Annotated in this window: 14 protein-coding genes and 1 pseudogene; 6 read left to right on the top strand and 9 right to left on the bottom strand. The window is 71.2% G+C overall.

Annotated elements, in window-relative coordinates; genetic code table 11:
* Window positions 1–57 precede the first annotated feature (57 nt).
* On the top strand, window positions 58–837 hold the full coding sequence (locus SH922_RS36140) for an enoyl-CoA hydratase/isomerase family protein (protein WP_393062766.1): 780 nt from the start codon (window positions 58–60) through the stop codon (window positions 835–837).
* Here SH922_RS36140 and SH922_RS36135 read toward each other — a convergent pair.
* Window positions 824–1,459: a DJ-1/PfpI family protein gene (locus SH922_RS36135; RefSeq protein ID WP_393062765.1), complete on the bottom strand. Its 636-nt coding sequence runs from the start codon at window positions 1,457–1,459 to the stop codon at window positions 824–826. The two genes, SH922_RS36140 and SH922_RS36135, sit on opposite strands and share 14 nt — an antisense overlap.
* A gap of 21 nt (window positions 1,460–1,480) precedes the next feature.
* Window positions 1,481–2,473 carry a GlxA family transcriptional regulator gene (locus tag SH922_RS36130; protein WP_393062764.1) on the bottom strand — a complete coding sequence of 331 codons (993 nt, stop codon included), beginning with the start codon at window positions 2,471–2,473 and terminating at the stop codon, window positions 1,481–1,483.
* Window positions 2,474–2,607: 134 nt separating this feature from the next.
* On the opposite strand from SH922_RS36130, the gene SH922_RS36125 reads away from it, so the two are divergent.
* Together SH922_RS36125 and SH922_RS36120 are read left to right on the top strand one after the other, a co-directional pair.
* A complete protein-coding gene (locus SH922_RS36125; RefSeq protein ID WP_393062763.1) occupies window positions 2,608–3,465 on the top strand; it encodes a hypothetical protein in 858 nt (285 codons plus the stop codon).
* 154 nt (window positions 3,466–3,619) lie between these two features.
* Window positions 3,620–6,064, top strand: a complete 2,445-nt coding sequence (locus SH922_RS36120; RefSeq protein WP_393062762.1) for a Tex family protein — start codon at window positions 3,620–3,622, stop codon at window positions 6,062–6,064.
* Window positions 6,065–6,197: 133 nt separating this feature from the next.
* Here the strand turns inward: SH922_RS36120 and SH922_RS36115 are convergent, their stop codons facing one another.
* Entirely contained in the window at window positions 6,198–7,835 is a 1,638-nt protein-coding gene (locus SH922_RS36115) for an ABC-F family ATP-binding cassette domain-containing protein (protein WP_393062761.1), read from the bottom strand.
* Between the two features lie 146 nt (window positions 7,836–7,981).
* Between SH922_RS36115 and SH922_RS36110 the strand changes: the two genes are divergently transcribed.
* Window positions 7,982–8,944, top strand: a complete 963-nt coding sequence (locus SH922_RS36110; RefSeq protein WP_393062760.1) for an FAD-dependent oxidoreductase — start codon at window positions 7,982–7,984, stop codon at window positions 8,942–8,944.
* Between the two features lie 27 nt (window positions 8,945–8,971).
* On the opposite strand, the gene SH922_RS36105 is transcribed toward SH922_RS36110, so the two are convergent.
* On the bottom strand, window positions 8,972–10,717 hold the full coding sequence (locus SH922_RS36105; protein ID WP_393062759.1) for a BCCT family transporter: 1,746 nt from the start codon (window positions 10,715–10,717) through the stop codon (window positions 8,972–8,974).
* A gap of 152 nt (window positions 10,718–10,869) precedes the next feature.
* Window positions 10,870–11,004: pseudogene (locus SH922_RS36100) on the bottom strand (carboxypeptidase); the annotation flags it as partial.
* Window positions 11,005–11,424: 420 nt separating this feature from the next.
* Between SH922_RS36100 and SH922_RS36095 the strand changes: the two are divergent.
* Window positions 11,425–12,468, top strand: coding sequence for a LacI family DNA-binding transcriptional regulator (locus SH922_RS36095; protein WP_393062758.1), 1,044 nt, complete (start codon window positions 11,425–11,427; stop codon window positions 12,466–12,468).
* A 29-nt stretch (window positions 12,469–12,497) separates the two neighbouring features.
* On the opposite strand, the gene SH922_RS36090 is transcribed toward SH922_RS36095, so the two are convergent.
* Window positions 12,498–13,379, bottom strand: coding sequence for an oxygenase MpaB family protein (locus SH922_RS36090; RefSeq protein WP_393062757.1), 882 nt, complete (start codon window positions 13,377–13,379; stop codon window positions 12,498–12,500).
* Between the two features lie 340 nt (window positions 13,380–13,719).
* Here SH922_RS36090 and SH922_RS36085 point away from each other — a divergent pair, with 340 nt between their 5' ends.
* Complete coding sequence (locus tag SH922_RS36085; RefSeq protein WP_393062756.1) at window positions 13,720–14,694, top strand: oxygenase MpaB family protein; 975 nt, start codon at window positions 13,720–13,722, stop codon at window positions 14,692–14,694.
* Here SH922_RS36085 and SH922_RS36080 read toward each other — a convergent pair.
* From SH922_RS36080 to SH922_RS36070, 3 genes are all read right to left on the bottom strand, one after another.
* Window positions 14,612–15,244, bottom strand: coding sequence for a TetR/AcrR family transcriptional regulator (locus tag SH922_RS36080; protein ID WP_393062755.1), 633 nt, complete (start codon window positions 15,242–15,244; stop codon window positions 14,612–14,614). The genes SH922_RS36085 and SH922_RS36080 overlap by 83 nt on opposite strands.
* A gap of 139 nt (window positions 15,245–15,383) precedes the next feature.
* Window positions 15,384–18,086 carry a M4 family metallopeptidase gene (locus SH922_RS36075; protein WP_393062754.1) on the bottom strand — a complete coding sequence of 901 codons (2,703 nt, stop codon included), beginning with the start codon at window positions 18,084–18,086 and terminating at the stop codon, window positions 15,384–15,386.
* A 133-nt stretch (window positions 18,087–18,219) separates the two neighbouring features.
* On the bottom strand, window positions 18,220–19,317 hold the full coding sequence (locus tag SH922_RS36070) for a hypothetical protein (RefSeq protein WP_393062753.1): 1,098 nt from the start codon (window positions 19,315–19,317) through the stop codon (window positions 18,220–18,222).
* Window positions 19,318–19,355 lie beyond the last annotated feature (38 nt).

The following is a 19,355-nucleotide window of genomic DNA, read 5'->3' as shown; positions in this document are numbered from 1 at the left end:
TTTCTTCGCGGCCCCTTCTTGATCATAGGTTCGAGTGGCATGGATAGCATCCGGCGTATGGACCGAACGGAACCCCGGCTGGAGCGCACCGTCGCGGACGGCGTCGCCACCGTCGTCATCAGCAACCCCGCCAAGCGCAATGCCATGACGGCCGACATGTGGCAGACGCTGCCCGTGCTGCTCGAAGGGCTGGCCGCCGACCCGTCGGTGCGTGCCCTGGTGCTGACGGGTGCCGGCGACACCTTCTGCGCGGGTGCGGACATCTCCTCGCTCCGCGACCCCTCGGGCGCTCCGCAGGGACTCGCCGTGGCCGCCGAGGAGGCGCTGGCCGCCTTCCCGCGGCCGACGCTCGCCGCGGTGCGCGGCTTCTGCGTGGGCGGGGGCAGCCAGCTGGCGGCCGCCTGTGACCTGCGGTTCGCGGAGGAGGGGGCGTCGTTCGGCGTCACCCCGGCCAGGCTCGGGATCGTCTACGCCGCGTCGTCGACCCGCAGGCTGGTCGCGCTGACCGGCCCGGCGACGGCCAAGCACCTGCTGTTCTCCGGCGAGCTGATCGGGACGGACCGGGCGCTGCGGACAGGCCTCGTGGACGAGGTGCTGCCCGTCGGCGAGCTGGGCAAGCGCGTGGACGACTACGTACGGACCCTGGTGTCCCGTTCCCAGCTGACCCAGGCGGCGGCCAAGGAGTTCGCCGCGGGGCGCGTGGACCGGGACGCGCACTGGGCGGAACAGGCACGCCGCAGCGGCGACACCGCGGAGGGTGTCGCCGCCTTCCTGGAGCGCCGTTCGCCGCGCTTCACCTGGCCGGACGGAGAAAGCGCCCCCGCTACTCGAGAATGAAGCGGCTCTTGGCGCGCCACTCCTCGACGAGCGCGGCCGGGGCCTTCGCGGGTGATCCCGCGTCGTACGGCGGCTGCGGGTCGTACTCCGTGAGCAGTTGCACGGCCTGGGCGTACTCGTCACCGGCGATCCGGCCGAGCAGGGTGAGGCCCATGTCGATGCCCGACGAGACGCCTGCGGCGGTGACGTACTTGCCGTCGGTGACCACGCGTTCGCCCGTCGGCTCGGCGCCGTACTCCTTCAGCTGTTCGAGGGCCAGCCAGTGCGACGTGGCGCGCCGCCCCTTCAGGATTCCGGCGGCCGCGAGCAGCAGCGATCCGGTACAGACGGAGGTCGTCCACGTGCTGGTGGCATCGGCCCGGCGCAGCCAGCCGAGGAGGGACCCGTTGTCCATCTCGGCGCTCTGCCCGGGGCCGCCGGGGACGATCACCAGATCGGGGGCCGGGACCTCGTCCAGTGTCCGGTCGGCGACCAGCGCCAGGCTGCCGCTGTCGTTGCGCACCGCACCGGCCGACTCGGCGACGAAGACGGTCTCGGCACCGGGCGCGCGGGACAGGATCTCGTACGGTCCGACGGCGTCCAGCGCCGTGAAGCGGTCGAAGAGGAGGATGGCGATCTGCATGGGTGGCTGCCTGCCTTTCGGTCAGTGAGTGAGGTACTCGGTGATGTCGGGGGCCTCGCCCGCCGGGTGGGAGCTGAAGCGCCGCCGGTATTCGGCGGGTGCCGCGCCCAGGGCCCTGACGAACGCCCGGCGCATCGCCTCCGGCGTGCCGTATCCGCAGGCGCGCGAGATCCCCGCGACGCCGTCGGTGGTGTCCTCCAGGAGCCGACGGGCCTGTTCGAGGCGGACGCGGTCGACGTACCGGCCGGGAGTCATGCCGGTCTCCGTCTGGAAGGCGCGGGCGAAGTGGCGCGGCGAGAGGCGGGCACGCGCGGCGAGGGACTCGACGGAGAGGTCCGCGCCCGGGTGTTCGGTGATCCAGTGCTGCACCTCGCGCAGCGGTTCGCGACGAGCCGTCTGGGCGGTGAGCTGGGCACTGAACTGGGACTGGTTCCCGGGCCTGCGCAGAAAGACCACCAGGTGCCGGGCCACCGTGAGTGCCACCTCCCGGCCGTGGTCCTCCTCGACGAGTGCGAGCGCGAGGTCGATGCCCGCGGTGACCCCGGCGGACGTGGCGAGGCGCCCGTCGCGTACGAAGATCGGCTCGGGTTCGACCTCGACGGCTGGGTAGGTGCGAGCCAGGTGGTCGCAGACGTCCCAGTGGGTGGTCACCCGGTGCCCGTCCAGCTGTCCGGCCGCGGCGAGGAGCAGGGCGCCGGTGCAGACGGAGACGAGCCGTTCGGGGCGCGGGCCGTGTACGCGCAGCCAGTCGACGAGGGCGCGGTCGGGGTCCCGGGTGCCCTGGCCGCCCGGGACGAGAAGCGTGTGGGGCGTTCCGGCGTCGGCGAGGGTGGCGTCGGGGACCAGCGTCAGGCCGCAGGAGGAACGCACCGGCGCGCCGTCCAGGGAGGCGGTGCGCAGCTCGTACGAGACCTCCGGGAACCGGGAGGCACCGGCGAAGACCTCCATGGGCCCGGTCACATCGAGGCTCTGAATGCCGTCGAAGAGGACGACGAGTACGGATCGCTGCTTCATACCGGCCATCCTGGGCGGCCCCACGGCTGGCCGCAATGACGAGATTCCCACCTTTCCTGCCACGCCCGAATGCGGCGCAGGTCACCGGCTCCCCGGGGTTCCGGCCCGTACCGACCAGTCGGTAACGTGCGGGCATGAGTACTCTCCCGCCCCGCGCCGGCCGCCGTTGCCACAACGCCCTCAACCCGCTGCACTCCGCGCTCTACTTCTCCCCCGACCTCGGTGAGGAGCTCGGCGGGATCGGGATCGACGACCCCTCCGCCGCCTACTTCGCCGCGCGCGCGGCCGCTCTGGGCGCGGTCGGTCCGGGCACGGTCACCGCCACCTTCTACAACTTCAACCACGAGCTCGTGGCCCGGCACGTGCCCGCCGTCTGGGACATAGCCTCACCCGAGGCGGTCCTTGCGGCGCGGCTGCGTGCCGCCGACTCGACGCTGCACCGGCTGCTCGGCGCGGAGGTCATCGCCTCCCCGGAGATGGCCGAGGCCGCACAGCTCGCCCTGCGCGCCACGGAGGGCTGCACGCGACACGCCCGGCCGCTCTACGCGGCGCACGCCGATCTCCCGGTGCCGGAGCAGCCGCACCTGGCGTACTGGCACGCCGCGACCCTGCTGCGCGAGCACCGCGGCGACGCCCACCTCGTCGCGCTGCTCGCCGCGGGCCTCGACCCGCTGGAGGCGCTCGTCAGCCACACCGCCACCGGCAAGGGCATGGCACCGCGCTGGATCCTGGCCACCCGGGGCTGGCGGCGCACCGACTGGGAGGACGCGTCAGCGCGACTGCGCGAGCGCGGACTTCTCACCGTCGAGGGCGAGTTGACGGAGGCGGGCACCGCGCTGCGGGCCGGCCTGGAGGAGGCCACGGACCGGATGGACCTGGCCCCGTACGAGCACCTCGGCGGGGCGGGGGTGGCCCGGCTGACCGAGCTGGGCCGCGGATTCCTCGGCACGGCGCTGGCAGCCGGCGCGTTCCCGTCGGACGCGACCGGCTGACCTGCCGGAAACCGGCGGCTGGTAACTGGGGTGGTCGGGCGACACGGCGCCCGGCCACCCGGCACAATGCAGACGAGTGGCTCCGGGCCGGCCGGCACGGCCGGCCCCGGGCCCGACCAGCACAGCCAGCAGGAGAAGGCGAGTCGGTAGAACCGTGACGACGTCCATCGAAGGCAGGATCGCCGAGGAGCTCGGCGTACGCGAGCGACAGGTGAAGGCGGCCGTCGAGCTGCTCGACGGCGGATCGACCGTGCCGTTCATCGCGCGCTACCGCAAGGAAGCGACCGAGATGCTCGACGATGCGCAGCTGCGCACGCTAGAGGAACGGTTGCGCTATCTGCGGGAGCTGGAGGAGCGCCGTGCGGCGATCCTCGAATCCGTACGGGAGCAGGGCAAGCTCGACGAGGCGCTGGAGGCGCAGATCCGGGCCGCCGACACGAAGGCGCGCCTTGAGGACATCTACCTGCCGTTCAAGCCGAAGCGGCGGACCAAGGCCCAGATCGCCCGGGAGGCCGGCCTGGAACCGCTCGCCTCCGGGCTGCTCGACGACCCGTCGACGGACCCGCTCGCCGCGGCCGCGGCCTTCGTCGACGCGGACAAGGGGGTCGCTGACGCAGCGGCGGCCCTGGAGGGGGCCCGCGCCATCCTCACCGAGCGCTTCTCGGAGGACGCCGACCTGATCGGTGACCTCCGTGAGCGCATGTGGTCGCGCGGGCGGCTGACGGCCAGGGTGCGGGACGGCAAGGAGGAGGCCGGCGCCAAGTTCGCGGACTACTTCGACTTCGCCGAGCCGTTCACCGCGCTGCCCTCGCACCGGGTGCTGGCGATGCTCCGGGGCGAGAAGGAGGACGTCCTCGACCTGGTCCTGGAGCCGGAGGAACCGTCCGATACGCCCGGCCCGTCCAGTTACGAGAACATGGTGGCCCGCCGATTCGGGGTGAACGACCGCGGGCGCCCCGGCGACAAGTGGCTGGGCGACACCGTGCGCTGGGCCTGGCGGACCCGGATCCTCGTCCACCTCGGGATCGATCTGCGGCTGCGGCTGCGCACCGCGGCGGAGGACGAGGCGGTGCGCGTATTCGCTTCCAACCTGCGCGATCTGCTGCTCGCCGCGCCGGCCGGGACGCGGGCCACACTGGGGCTGGACCCAGGCTTCCGTACGGGAGTGAAGGTCGCCGTCGTCGACGCGACGGGCAAGGTCGTCGCGACCGATGTGATCTACCCTCACGTCCCCGCCAACAAGTGGGACCAGGCGCTGGCGAAGCTGGAGCAGCTGGCGAAGGCGCACGACGTCGATCTGATCGCGATCGGCAACGGCACGGCATCGCGCGAGACGGACAAGCTCGCCGGTGAACTGTGCGACAAACACCCGGAGCTGAAGCTGACCAAGGTGATGGTGTCGGAAGCCGGCGCGTCGGTGTACTCGGCCTCCGCCTTCGCCTCGCAGGAACTTCCGGACATGGACGTTTCGTTGCGCGGCGCCGTGTCCATCGCGCGCCGCCTCCAGGACCCCCTTGCCGAGCTGGTGAAGATCGACCCGAAGTCCATCGGCGTCGGGCAGTACCAGCACGACCTGTCCGAGGTGAAGCTGTCGAGGTCGCTGGACGCGGTCGTCGAGGACTGTGTGAACGGGGTCGGTGTCGACGTCAACACCGCGTCGGCGCCGCTGCTTTCCCGGGTCTCCGGCATCGGCTCGGGGCTCGCGGAGAACATCGTTGCGCACCGCGACGCCAACGGCCCGTTCCGCTCCCGCAAGGGCCTCAAGGACGTGGCCCGGCTGGGCCCCAAGGCGTACGAGCAGTGCGCGGGCTTCCTGCGGATCCGGGGCGACGACCCGCTGGACGCGTCCAGCGTGCACCCGGAGGCGTACCCGGTGGTCCGTGCGATGGTGAAGCGGACGGGGAGTGACGTCGCCTCGCTGATCGGCAACACGGGCGTGCTGCGGTCCATCCGGGCCGACGACTTCGTGGACGAGAAGTTCGGGCTGCCGACCGTCACCGACATCATCAAGGAGCTGGAGAAGCCGGGGCGCGACCCGCGTCCGGCCTTCAAGACGGCCACCTTCAAGGAAGGCGTCGAGAAGATCGGCGACCTGGCCTCCGGAATGGTGCTCGAGGGCGTCGTGACGAACGTCGCGGCGTTCGGCGCGTTCGTGGACGTCGGAGTGCACCAGGACGGCCTGGTGCACGTGTCGGCGATGTCGAGGACCTTCGTGAAGGACCCCCGCGATGTCGTGAAGCCGGGTGACATCGTGAAGGTCAAGGTCATGGAGGTCGACATCCCGCGGAAGCGGATCTCGTTGACGCTGCGGCTGGACGACGAGGCGGGCGCCGGGGCCGGGGCCGGTTCCGGTGGCGAACGCGGCCCGGCCGGTGAGCGCGGCGGGCGTCCGCCGCGGCAGCGGCAGGGGCAGGGCGGACCGGGCGCGCGTGGCGGTCAGCCAGGCGGCCAGGGGCGTGACAGGCGCGGTGGCGGCGGTGGCAACGGTGGCGGCGGCGCCCGTCAGGCTCCGGCCGCGACGACGGCGAACGGAGCGATGGCCGACGCGCTGCGGCGGGCCGGGCTGCTGAATCCCGGGCAGGACGGCAAGAAGCGGTAGCTGCGGCCGACGCCTGGTCCGGATCGGGGCGGGGTGGGGAGAGGGGTGCCTGCGGCGGGCCTTCTCCCCACCCCGCCCCTTCTCGTAACCGGGGGGCTGGACGGGGTACGGAGGGGCTGGAGACCTCGCCCCGTCAGATCTCCGTCAGCCGGCCCGCCGCCACCTCGACGCGGCGCGTAGTGCGTACCGCCTCCAGCATCCGGCGGTCGTGCGTGACCAGCAGCAGTGTCCCCGTGTAGGAGTCGAGCGCGGACTCCAGCTGTTCGATCGCCGGTAGGTCCAGGTGGTTCGTGGGCTCGTCCAGCACCAGGAGATTGACGCCGCGGCCCTGGAGGAGGGCGAGCGCCGCCCGGGTCCGTTCGCCCGGGGAGAGTGTGGTCGCGGGGCGCATCACATGGTCGGCGCGCAGGCCGAACTTGGCGAGCAGCGTACGGACCTCGGCGGGTTCCGTGTCGGGGACGGCCGCGCAGAACGCCTCCAGGAGGGACTCCGAGCCGTGGAACAGCTTCCGTGCCTGGTCGACCTCGCCGACGACCACACCCGAGCCCAGGCTCGCGTGCCCCGAGTCCAGCGGGAGGCGGCCGAGGAGGGCCGCGAGGAGGGTCGACTTGCCGGCTCCGTTGGCACCGGTGATGGCGACCCGGTCCGCCCAGTCGATCTGGAGCGAGGCCGGTCCGAACGCGAAGTCACCGAGGACGACCTGGGCCTCGCGCAAGGTGGCCACGACGGAGCCGGAACGGGGGGCGGAGGCGATCTCCATCCGCAGCTCCCACTCCTTGCGCGGCTCGTCCACGACATCGAGGCGTTCGATCATGCGCTGGGTCTGCCGGGCCTTCGCGGCCTGCTTCTCGCTCGACTCGCTGCGGAACTTGCGGGCCATCTTGTCCGAGTCGGTGGCCTTGCGGCGGGCGTTCCTGACGCCCTTGTCCATCCAGGAACGCTGCATCAGGGCCCGGCCTTCGAGCGCCGAGCGCTTGTCCGCGTACTCCTCGAACTCTTCACGGGCGTGCCGGCGGGCCCGCTCGCGCTCCTCCAGGTAGGCCGCGTAGCCGCCGCCGTACAGGTTGATCTGCTGCTGGGCGAGGTCGAGTTCAAGGACCTTGGTGACCGTGCGCATCAGGAACTCGCGGTCGTGGCTGATGACGACCGTGCCGGCGCGCAGCCCGGAGACGTACCGTTCCAGCCGTTCCAGACCGTCCAGGTCGAGGTCGTTGGTGGGCTCGTCGAGCAGGAAGATGTCGTAGCGGGAGAGCAGGAGCGAGGCAAGTCCCGCGCGGGCGGCCTGGCCGCCGGAGAGTGCGGTCATCGGCAGGTCGAGTCCGACGGTGAGACCCAGGTCCGCGGCGACCTCCTCGGCCCGCTCGTCCAGGTCGGCGCCACCGAGAGCGAGCCAGCGCTCCAGCGACTCGGAGTACGCGTCGTCGGAACCGGGCGCCCCGTCGACGAGGGCCTGCGTGGCGGTGTCCATCGCGGCCTGGGCATCGGCGACGCCCGTGCGGCGGGCCAGGAACTCGCGCACGGTCTCGTCGGGGCGGCGCTCCGGTTCCTGCGGCAGGTGGCCGACCGTGGCGGTGGGCGGGGAGAGCCGCAGCTCGCCCTCCTCCGGCTGGTCGAGACCGGCGAGCAGCCGGAGCAGCGACGATTTACCGGCGCCGTTGACTCCGACGAGACCGATCACATCACCGGGCGCGACCACGAGGTCGAGCTCGGCGAAGAGAGTGCGGTCGCCGTGTCCGGCGGCGAGGTCCTTGGCGACGAGAGTGGCAGTCATCAGGGTGCCGATCCTAATCGGCCGCCGGACCGCCCCGGGCAGTCAGGGCGGTCCGGGCGGTCAGGCGGACCGGGCGTGCGCAGGAGGTGCCCCGGTCCGGAACCCGTTGTGAGCAAGTCGTGGCGGATTTCCGTTAGCGTCCGGCCATGAACGGAGACAGCGCGGACAAGGGCAGCGGGGCAGCAGTGCCGGATGTGATCGTGGTGGGCGGTGGGGTCAGTGGCCTCACCACAGCGATGGTGCTCGCTGACCGTGGCCACCGGGTGCGGGTCTGGTCGGCGGCACCGGCGGCGGATACGACGTCGGCGGTCGCGGGCGCTCTGTGGTGGCCGTACCGCATCGAGCCGCTGGACCGGGTGGGTGACTGGTCGCTGGCCACGCTGCGGTGGTACGAGGAGCTGGCCGCCCATCCGCGGGAGACCGGGGTGCGGCTGGTCGAGGGGGTGCACCGGGGCGAGCGGCTCGCCGCGCTCGGGCCGTGGGCCGGGCAGGTGAACGATGTCGTGGAGACCGCCGAGGGGCTGCGGTGCCGGCTGCCGCTGATCGACATGCCCGTCCACCTGGAGTGGCTGGAGGGCCGGGTCAGGGCGGCCGGGGGCACGGTGGAGCGGCGGACCGTCACTTCGTTCGACGAGGCGGCCGCGGAGGCGGCGACGGTGGTCAACTGCACGGGGCTCGGCGCCCGGGAGCTGGTGCCGGATCCCGGGATGCGGCCGGTGCGCGGTCAGTTGGTCCTGGTGGAGAACCCGGGGATCGAGGAGTGGTTCACCGAGGCGGACCCGGCATCGAGCGAGACGACGTATTTCTTCCCCCAGCCGGGCCGGCTGGTGCTCGGCGGTACGGCAGGGGCCGACGACTGGCGCACGGCGCCCGATCCCCGTACGGCGCAGGAGATCGTGGCCCGGTGCGCCCGGTTCCGCCCGGAGATCGCCCGGGCGCGGGTCATCGGGCACCGGGTGGGCCTGCGGCCGGCCCGGGACGCCGGGGTGCGGATCGAGTCCGAGTCACTGCCCGGCGGCGGGCGCCTGGTGCACAACTACGGGCACGGGGGCGCGGGCGTGACGGTGGCTCTGGGGTGCGCGGAGGCGGCGGCCCGGCTGGTGGGCTGAGCCGCCGCATGCCGTGCGGAACACGAATCATTCGCCGGCGGGCGTCGGACCACCGGGCTTGTCGTGGCGCTCGGTGGTGATCTGGCTGCCGCCGGGGCCGATCCGGATCTCGAAGTCGCCGTCGTACTTGGCGTGCCCCTCGATGACCGCGGACTCGACGGCTTCCACGCCGAACTCGCGGCGCACGATGAGCGGGTCCTCGCGCAGGTCCCGCATCAGGGCCACGCACATGCCGATCATCACGATGGTGAAGGGCGCGGCCACCAGAATGGTCAGGTTCTGCAGACCTTCCAGCGCATTGCCCTTGCCATTTCCGATGAGCAGCATGATCGCCGCCACGGCTCCGGTGACGACGCCCCAGAAGATGACGACCCACTTGGCCGGTTCGAGGATGCCCTTCTGGGAGAGGGTGCCCATCACGATGGAGGCGGCGTCCGCGCCCGAGACGAAGAAGATGCCGACCAGAACCATCACCAGCACGCTCATCACGGTGGCGATCGGGAACTGGTCCAGTACACCGAAGAGCTGGGCCTCCGGGGTGTCCGCCCCGCTCAGCCTGCCGGCCTCCTGAAGCTTGATAGCGGTTCCGCCGAAGATCGCGAACCAGACCAGGCTCACGGTGCTGGGCACCAGGATGACGCCTCCGATGAACTGGCGGATCGTCCGGCCCCGGCTGATCCGGGCGATGAACATACCGACGAAGGGCGTCCAGGAGATCCACCAGGCCCAGTAGAAGACGGTCCAGCTGCCCAGCCACGTGGCCACCTTGCCCTCTCCGGTCGCCTCGGTACGTCCGATGAGTTGTGGCAGATCACCGAGGTAGGCGCCGAGCGAGGTGGGCAGCAGATCAAGCACGATGATCGTGGGGCCTGCGATGAACACGAAGACGGCGAGGATCAGGGCGAGCACCATGTTGATGTTGGACAGCCATTGAATGCCCTTCTCCACGCCGGAGATCGCCGAGGCGACGAAGGCGACGGTCAGCACGGCGATGATCAGGACCAGCAGCCCGGTGCCCGTCTTCTCCTGCCAGTTCAGCTCCTGGAATCCGCTGCCGATCTGGAGAGCGCCCAGGCCCAGCGAAGCGGCCGAGCCGAAGAGCGTGGCGAAGATGGCGAGGATGTCGATCAGGCGGCCGAAACCGCCGTGGGCGAGGCGGGCGCCGATGAGCGGTTCGAAGACCGCGCTGATCGTCTGCCGCCTGCGACGCCGGAAGGTGCTGTACGAAATGGCGAGCCCGACCACCGCGTAGATCGCCCAGGGGTGCAGCGTCCAGTGGAAGAGGGTGGTGGCCATCGCCGTCTGCAGCGCCTCGGCGGCGTCGGCGGGGTGGGTGCCGGGCGGCGGGTCGGTGAAGTGCGCCAGCGGCTCGCTGACCCCGTAGAACATCAGGCCGATGCCCATGCCGGCGCTGAACATCATCGCGACCCAGGACACGGTCCTGAATTCCGGCTCCTCACCCTCCTGGCCGAGGGTGATATTTCCGTACCGGCTGATGGCGAGCCAGAGGGCGAATACCACGAACCCGGTGGCGGCCAGCATGAAGGCCCAACCAGCGTTGTGGAGGAGACCGTTGAGCAGTGTGTCGGACACGTCCTCCAGGGAGTCGGTGGCGGTGGCTCCCCAGACCACGAAGGCGAGGGTGAGGGCCGCGGTTACGCCGAACACCACCCGGTCGGTCGTGGGGCGCCGGCCCTGGGTCGGATCGCCGGGCAGATCCGCCGTCACCGACAGATCCCCCCTGCCGCCCGTTCTCTGATCGTCCTGCGACACGAATGGCACCTTTCACGGAAGCTGGAAATTCGCTCTCCGTAGGCAGTACCACACGCGGTGTGCATCTCCCGGGATCAACAAGCGGTATCGGGTTGACCGTTTGTGAGCCGATATTGAGGGTCCGGGGCCGGAGGACGTAGAGGTCCTTGTCGTGCCTCGCGGCCCGCGGGTTCGTCGCCGCGCCGGCTGCACACCAGCAGCACGGTGAGCGCCGGGGTACGGCCGCCGCCGATCCGGACGAGGCACAGGGGGCGCCCCTGCCGCGTCGTGCCGATCCGGTCGACGGCCGTGGCCGCTCACCGAAGGGTCGCGTCACCGGCCGGAACCGTTCGCCGGACGGGGCGCCACCGGCCGAAGTCCCCCGCACCCCTCGGGACACCTGCGGACGGAACCGCAGACGTACCGTTCGCCGGGTGGGCGCCCGGGTGGGCGCCCCGGTGGGCGCCCCGCACACGTATCGGCATCGGCGGAAGGCACCCCGGACGGCGCCCGTGCGAACAGACCTCGACGGACTCCCGTACGGGGTTCGGTGTCCGGCGCTCCGCCGAGGTCCGCCGAGGTCCGCCGGGGCATCCCGCCACGCGGCCGAGGTCGCGATGGTGCCCGGCCGCGGGCCGGCGGTGACAGCCCTTAGGCTGACGAGGTTCGCGCTGAGTGGCCGGGCCCGGCCGCTCTCTGCCTCATTCCGTGCCTCCGAGGAGCGTCTCTTGCCCGGTCCGACCCCCGACACCCCTCACGACGCGCGTCCCACGCTGGAGGCGGTGGCGGCCCGTGCCGGAGTCTCCCGGGCGACCGCCTCCCGGGTGGTGAACGGCGGTGCGGGGGTGCGGCAGCCGCTCGTGGATCAGGTCCGCAAGGCGGTCGAGGAACTCGGCTACATACCGAACCACGCCGCCCGGACTCTGGTGACCCGGCGCAACGGGGCGGTGGCCGTGGTCATCGACGAACCCGAGGCCCGGATCTTCTCCGACCCCTTCTTCTCTCAGCACATCCGCGGCATCAGTCGTGAACTCAGCGTGTACGACGCCCAGTTGGTACTGCTCCTGGTGGAGGGCAGCGGGGACTTCGAGCGGGTCACCCGCTATCTGGCCGGCGGCCATGTCGACGGGGTGCTCGCCTTCTCGCTGCACACCGACGACGAGCTGGCCGCGGTCATCCGGAGGTTCCGGGTGCCGACCGTCTACGGCGGCCGCCCGGGACGGGCGGGCGCAGCCTCCGAGCTCGCGGTCCCTTATGTGGACTGCGACAACCGTGGCGGCGCCCGCGAGGCGGTGCGTCACCTGGTCTCGCTCGGCCGGCGGAACATCGCGCACATCGCGGGTCCACGCGACCAGACATCGGCGCTCGACCGGATCGACGGCTACGCCGACGTGCTGCCCGACGGCGATCCCGCCCTGGTCGCGGACGGCGACTTCACCACCGAGGGCGGCGCCAGGGCGATGGCGCAGCTGCTGGAGCGGCGACCGGATCTGGACGCGGTCTTCGCCGCCAACGACCTGATGGCCTCCGGCGCCCTGCGGGTGCTGCGCGAACACGGCCGCCGGGTACCGCAGGACGTGGCCCTGGTCGGGTTCGACGACATGGAGTCGGTCGCCGAAGCCACCGATCCTCCTCTGACGACGGTCCGTCAGGATGTGGTGGGAATGGGCAGGCTGATGGTCCGGCTCCTGATGGAACGGCTCAACGACGGGACCACCGGCGCCGATTCGGTGATCACGCCGACCGAGCTGATCCGGCGCGCCTCGGCGTGATTCCGCCGCGCGGCGGCCGGTGAGCGCGGTCAGCGGACCCCGCGCCGCCGCGCTTCCCGGTGGGCCGCCCGTGCGCGGCGAGCCCGCGGCAGATACCGCAGCCGTTCCGGCAGCACCGGTACCACCACGCGCACCACGGCGCAGAACAGCCGCAGCCTGCGCTCCTGCGCATCCGTCCACTCCAGTCCGATCGCCTCGCGCGCGTCCGGCGGCATGAGCCCGACGGTGAGGAAGCTGCGGAACCGCGCCAGCGGCGGCAGTAGCGCCGGCCACAGGGCCCTCAGCAGCAACCGGAGCACCAGGGGACCCCGGTCCGGGGGCGGCACCGGGACGCCTGTGGCGACGAGCTCCTCGACGACGACGGTCCGTTCGATCTCGTCGGCGAGCATGCCGCGGTAGTAGGGCCAGAACTCCTCGATCGTCTGCGGCATGTCCCGGTCGTGGATCCCGAGCACCCGGCCCACCTGGAGCCACTCCCGGTACAGCGCCCGCTCCTGCTCCCGGCTGAGCGGGCGGATGAGGTACTGAGCCCCGTGCCGGTACACCGGGAAGCCGGTCGCGTGCACCCATGCGTAGTTCTCCGGTGACAGTGCGTGGTACGGGCGGCCGCGGGTGTCGGTGCCCTGGATGGTGCGGTGCAGCCGGCGGAGCCTGCGCCCCTCCTCGGCGGCCTCCTCACCCCCGTACACCCAGAGTTGGAGCGAGCTCAGGGAACGTTCCCCGCGCCCCCACGGGTCCGTACGGAAGACGGAGTGTTCGTCGACGCCCGCACCGACCGCGGGATGGGCGACCTGAAGCGTGAGGGCCGCCGGCAGCATCAGTAGCGCCCGGACGTCGCCGGACAGGCTCCACAGCACTCCGCCGGGCGGTGGCGGTACCGGATCGGCGCCCCTGGCTGTCTCGCTGCTCATGCGGTGCTCCCGACGGTCGACGGGCACACGGATCGGCGCCCGGCCCCCTGCGTGATCCAGTATGCGAGCGCGTCGCGAGTCGTGCGCACCCGGCTCCCGACCAGCCTGCCGCGGACCTGTCGCAGGCTGGTCACAGGCACGGTCGTCGACGGTCCCGGCGGCGATGTCGGCGGCAGTGTTGACGGGACTCGTGAAACAAGTCGATAGTATTTGTAACTTTGACTCCCTGACCGGATGGTCCCTCATATTCCTTGCAGCACAGGTGAGTTGATCCGTCAGGCAGCGACAACCCGCAACAGCGGTCCCACAGGGAGTCGGCACGCGGACAGGAGAGCGCATCATGGGCCGATACAGCCGCCTGCACGAGATACGCCGGATGGATCCGGCGCGCGACTACGCCGAGATCCTTCTGCTGATCTCCCAGTACGAGTTCCCCTGGGACTACCGCCAGGGAGTGAGCGTCGCCTTCCTCCGGGACTACGGCGTCCCCCGGATCTCCGTGCTCCTCGACCGGACCCAGGAGTTCGAACGGGCCGGGCAGAAGCGGTACGACGACACGGTGCTGATCGGATACGAGATGGCCGCCGAGGGCTTCGACTCGGAGCGCGGACGGGCGGCCGCGCGTCATCTGAACCGGATCCACGGGAAGTACAGCATCCCGAACGACGACTTCCGCTACGTGCTGGCGACCACGGTCGTGGGGCCGAAGCGCTGGATCGACCGGTTCGGCTGGCGCCCCCTGTGCGCCCAGGAGGTCCAGGCGCTGGTGGAGGCGGGCCGCAAGACGGCGGCGGTCATGGGAATCGAGGACGCACCCGACACGTACGAGGGGTTCGAGCGGCTGCTCGACTCCTACGAGGAGCGGATGTTCGCGTACGACCCGGCCAACCGGCGGGTCGCGAATGCCTCCTTCCGCGTCATGGCCAGCTGGTATCCGCGTCCGTTACGGCCCCTGGTGGCGAGATTCTCGCTCGCACTGCTCGACGAGCCGCTGCTGACGGCGCTGGGCTTCCGGCCGCAGCCGAGGTGGGCGCAGGCCTCCGCTTCGGCCGCCCTGCGCCTGCGCGCGCGGTGCGTACGCCGGCTGCCGGCCCGGCCGCGCCGGTTCCCCTCGCGCCCGCAGCCCCGTTCGTACCCCTTCGGCTGGCGGCTCGACGACCTCGGGCCGCACTGGGCCCGCAACCGCCCTCTGGAACCCTTGCCCGACGAGACGGAGGGAGCCGCCGACGGCCCTAGCCGGCCGACAGCAGCGGCACCAGATAGCAGTGGGCGAACTTCCTCACCTGATCGTCGTCGTCGAGCTCGAAACAGCTGACGGGATTGAGGAGGAAGGAGACGGTGATCCGCACCATCAGTTCGGCGACCGGGGTCGGGTCCGTCGACGGCCGCCCTTCCGCGCGCCGGGCCTCGCGCAGCCGGTCGGCCAGGTACGCGCGGATGGCGAGGAAGGCCGGCGCGCTCTCCAGCGTCAGGAACGGCAGCATCGTCTCGGGCTCCAGCCTCAGCAGACCACCGATGAGCGGATGCTCGCGGATGTGCCGGAGAACCGCGACGAAGCCCTCGACGAGCCGGTCCTCCGTCGTCGGCAGCGCGGCCACCGCATCGTCCACCTCCACCAGGAAGCGGTGGTACTCGCGCAGCAGACAGGCGGAGACGAGGCTGTCCTTGTTGCCGATCCGCCGGTACACGGTCACCCGCGAGACCCTGGCGCGCTTGGCGACGTCGTCGACGGTGGAGCGGCGTAGCCCGAAGGTCATGAACTGCTCGCGTGCGGCGTCCAGGATCTGTTCACTCAGCGCGTCGGAGGGCGGCGTCGCGCTGAGCCTCTCCGCCAGCCGTGTCCCGTCGGTGCTCCGTGCCGTCATGAGCCCTCCCCCGTTCCGCCGCTGCCACCCCACCATAGAAGTCGATACGGAGTGACACACCCCGTAGCTCTGTAACAACGCGAGCGGGGCGCCCACCGGAGTCGGTGGGCGCCCCGCCGGCGGGGCGGCCGGCCGGAGACTACTCGCAGGTCCCGGCGAAGGTCTCGCGGGTCACCACGTCGGTGTCCGCGGCGCTCGTGTCCAGCCAGGCGACGCGCTGGCCGTCACCGAGGGACGGGGCCAGCTGTGCGCCGGAGGAGCAGGAGACGCGGCTGAACTGGTTGAGCCCGGCGACCACGTCGGCGGTCTTGGCGACCTGCACCTTGCCGGGGCCGTTCCAGGAGCCGAGTGCGCCCCAGACGTCGTACGTGGAGTACGCGAAGTACTCGTCGTTGACCGAGAACTGGGCGACGTACGTGCTCTTCGGGTAGGTCAGCTTCGCCGCCGTGGACAGATCCTCCAGCGGCGCCGACACGAACTTCGTGCTCGGGATCAGGAAGCCACCGGTCTCACGCCAGAACACACGCTCCGAGGTGATCTGGATGTCCGAGACCCGGTCGAAGAGGAAGCCGGTGATCCGCTTGCTCTGCGTGGTGCCCTTCGCGATGTCGTAGACATACACATACGAACCGTCGCCCCCGGCCCAGGCGATCTGACCGTGCTTCATCGCGAGGCGGGCCGCCTTGGTTCCGGCCTCGGGGGTCACGTTGACCGTGCTGCCGTCTGGCGTACGGAGCATGACGTCCTGCTCGCCGTCGGCGTTGGTGCTGATGTAGGCGAGCGCGCCGTTGTCGGTCACCGGCTCGGTCTCGTCCGCGTCCGGGCTGTCGACCAGCCTCTTGATCGCGCCCTGGCCCTTGTCACCGGACCCGTAGATGCCGATGCCGTCGGCGGCGATGCGGGTGAAGGCGATGCGGTCGTCGTCCAGGGACGGGTCGAGCAGGTAGGCGTCCTTCTGCGCCAGCTCGTGCTTCGGCTTCTTGTCGAAGCGGCCCACGGTGATCCCGAAGGCGGCGCTGCCCTGGTCCCAGGCGATGGCGTCGCCGTGGCTGATCGCGTAGGTGTCCCCGCTGATCTGGGCGGCCTGCTCGTCGACGCCGCTCATGAGCTCGTAGGCGGGCAGGATGCCGGCGCCGATGGTGGTGCCGTCGTGCGTGCCGCCCTTCTGCTCCCAGCCGTTCTCGATGCCGTGGTCGTCGAAGGCCTTGGTGATCACGGCGAGGTCCTGCGCGGAGACGTGCAGGGACTTCGCGGAGAGGATGACCGCGTTGCGCATGTCGGTGAAGCCGGACAGCGGGGTGAGGTAGTTCTGCGCCGACCGGTAGACGATCCGGTCGGCGAGCTTGCCGTCGAGGTTCTTGCGCATGTCCCACAGTGCGCCGCCGACGATGGTGGAGTTGTAGTGCACTCCGCCGTTGTCGAAGTCGAGCGTGATCGGGTCGTAGTCCGTCTGCGCGTTGCGGCCGTCGTTCAGGTCGCGCAGGGCGCACTCCTCCAGCGGCTTGGTGCCGTTGCAGAGGTACTCACCGATGAGGCCGGACGTCGGGTCGCTCATCGCGATGCCCTTGTCGGCGGTCTCCATGGCGTTGCCGAAGTAGTCGGATATCGCCTCGTTGAGCGCGCCCGACTGGTTGAGGTAGACAAGACCGGCGGAGTGCTCGGTGACACCGTGCGTCATCTCGTGACCGACGACGTCCAGGCCGACGGACAGCGGTACGCCGTCCATGTGGCCGTAGACCATCTTGGAGCCGTCCCAGAAGGCGTTGGCGTAGTCCTTGCCGCTCGCGGCGACGTTGACGACGGAGTAGATCGTGCCGCCCTTGCCGTCGACTCCGTCACGGCCGATCTGGTCCTTGTAGTACTCGTAGACCTTGGCGGCGTTCAGGTGCGCGTCCACCGCGCCCGACGTCGTGTTGGCGCCGTCGAACCGGTCGCTCGCCGACGTGCCCAGCGGAATGTCCTCGGTGACCGGGCCGCCGGCGACGAGGGAGTAGTCCTTGCGCTGCGCGTCGTACGTACGGATCTGGCCGCCGGTCTGCGGGTACATGGCGCGCGTCGAGTCGACGAGCGTGTACGAGCCGTCCGACTCCTTGTTGACGTCCAGCTTCGCCTCGCCGCCGTCGACGCGTACGCCCGTCCCCTCCGCGGGCGACGCGTCGGCGGCGTCGATGTTGTTGTACGAGAGTGCGATGCCGCCCACGCGGGCGTCGACGTACACCTCCTGGCGCACCGGGCTGCCGTTCGCCTTGCCGCCGGTGACGGTGAAGTGCCAGGCGAGCCTGCCGCCCCGGGCGTCGGGAAGCACGGACAGGCCGTGCGCCTCGGTCTTCGCGCCCTGCACACCGGACAGGCGGCCGTCGAGAGTGAACATCCGCTGCTTCGCGGTGGCTTCGCTCACCGCGGGCGTGGTGGAGACCGTGAGGTCGGTGTAGAGCGTGCCGGTGGCGGAGGTGACCTGCTGGCCGCCGTCGGCCGCCTGCGTCTGTACCGCGTACTCGGCGCCGAAGACCGGGACACCGTCGTGCTTCTGCTGGAAGCGCACCGAGGACTGCTTGCCGTCCTTGGTGGTCTGCACCGTGCTCAAGTCGGAGACCGGGACCTTGTACGTGTCCTGGTGAGCCTTCAGGTGGGCCCGGGCCGCCTCGGCCGGGGTGCCCTGCCGGGCGGCGGTGTCCAGGCCCTGGGTCATCGCGGGGGCGACACCCACCGGGTCCGTGGCGGGCGCCGCAGCGGGCGCCGTGGCGGTGTCGTCCGCCCAGGCCGGCGCGGCCAGCAGCGCCGCACCCGTGGCGGCGGCGACCACCCCGGTCGCCAGTATCCGCAACACGCTCGTTCGTCTCACAGGACCTCCCCATCGCACACCTGCACCTGAGCCGTCGGAGCGTCTCGGGCGTTGACGTGCTGATCTTCGCCATGGGGGGCTGGCGTGAACAAGCGATAGTGCTGGCGCGAAAGCGCCGCGGCGTAATTACGCCTCAGGAATGCGCCTGTGCGACCGAGTTGTCCGATGTTTCGGGCAGCCATCCGGCCCGGGCGGCGTACCAGCCGAGCTGGAATCGCGTCGCCGCGCCCACCTCGTCCATCAGCGCGTGCAGCCGGCGCTGCACGGTGCGATGGCCCATCCCGAGCTGACGGGCGATGGCGGCGTCGGTCAGGCCGACGTGGAGAAGGGCCACTATCTGCCGGTCGATCGCCGCGACCGGGGACTCGGCGTCCTCGTTCGCGCTGAGCGGGGTCAGCAGCCGCCCCTTCTCGAAGTACGCCTCGAAGAGCGCGATCAGGGCCGTCAGAAGACCGGTCCGATGGACGACGAGCGCGACCGGCTCGCTCTCCCGCTCCGGGTCCAGGGGCAGCAGGGCGATGCGGCGGTCCACGATGACGAGTTTGGTCGGCAGCCGGTCCGTGACGGAGATGTGCTGCCCCTGGGCGACGCACGAACCCACCACCGCCGCGGTTGCCGGATGCTCCAGCCACGCGCGTTCGACGACGCTGCGCACGGTGACCCCCCGGCGCATCATCTCGGAGTCCGCCTCTTCGTGGTTGTCCTCGAAGCTGAGCAGGGCGGGCATGTGCCTGGCCGGCACAAAGGTGCACACCTCGCTCCTGGCCTGACGCTGTATGGTCACCAGACGTCGCCGGACCGCCGCCGGACCGGACAGCACCTCCACCGGAGCGCCGGCACCGTACATCTGCGCGGAGCGGTGGCGCTCGGAGAGGTCCCCGACGAGCGACTCGACCCGGTGCAGTGCGGAGCGCCGGGACTCCAGGAGCGGTCCGAGCGCGAGGACGGGCGGGGCTGCCCGGTAGCGGAGCGTGCCGTCGGAATCCTGCCGGTCGGCACTGGCGAGCCCGCGCTCGACGAGCGAGTCGAGGGCGTCGGCAACCACCGCGTCACTCAACGGACCCACGAGCGCGTCCGGTTCGCAGTCCGGGCGGTCCACGAGCAGCCGGTAGACCGCGTCCTCGTCCGGCCCGAGGCCGAGCAGCGTCAGCAGTGACGCGTCCACCGGGGCGCGCGGTCCGACGACATCGGACCGGCCCCGCTCCCCACCGCGCTTCTCGGCACCCGCCATGCCCCGCCCCTTCCCGCCCGCCGCATCGACGGCGTCAG

Origin of the sequence: Streptomyces sp. LN549, assembly GCF_043203805.1 — a bacterium.
GTDB lineage: Bacteria > Actinomycetota > Actinomycetes > Streptomycetales > Streptomycetaceae > Streptomyces.
The sequence above is the reverse complement of the archived record's forward strand: the minus strand, read 5'-3'. Positions and strand labels throughout refer to the sequence as shown.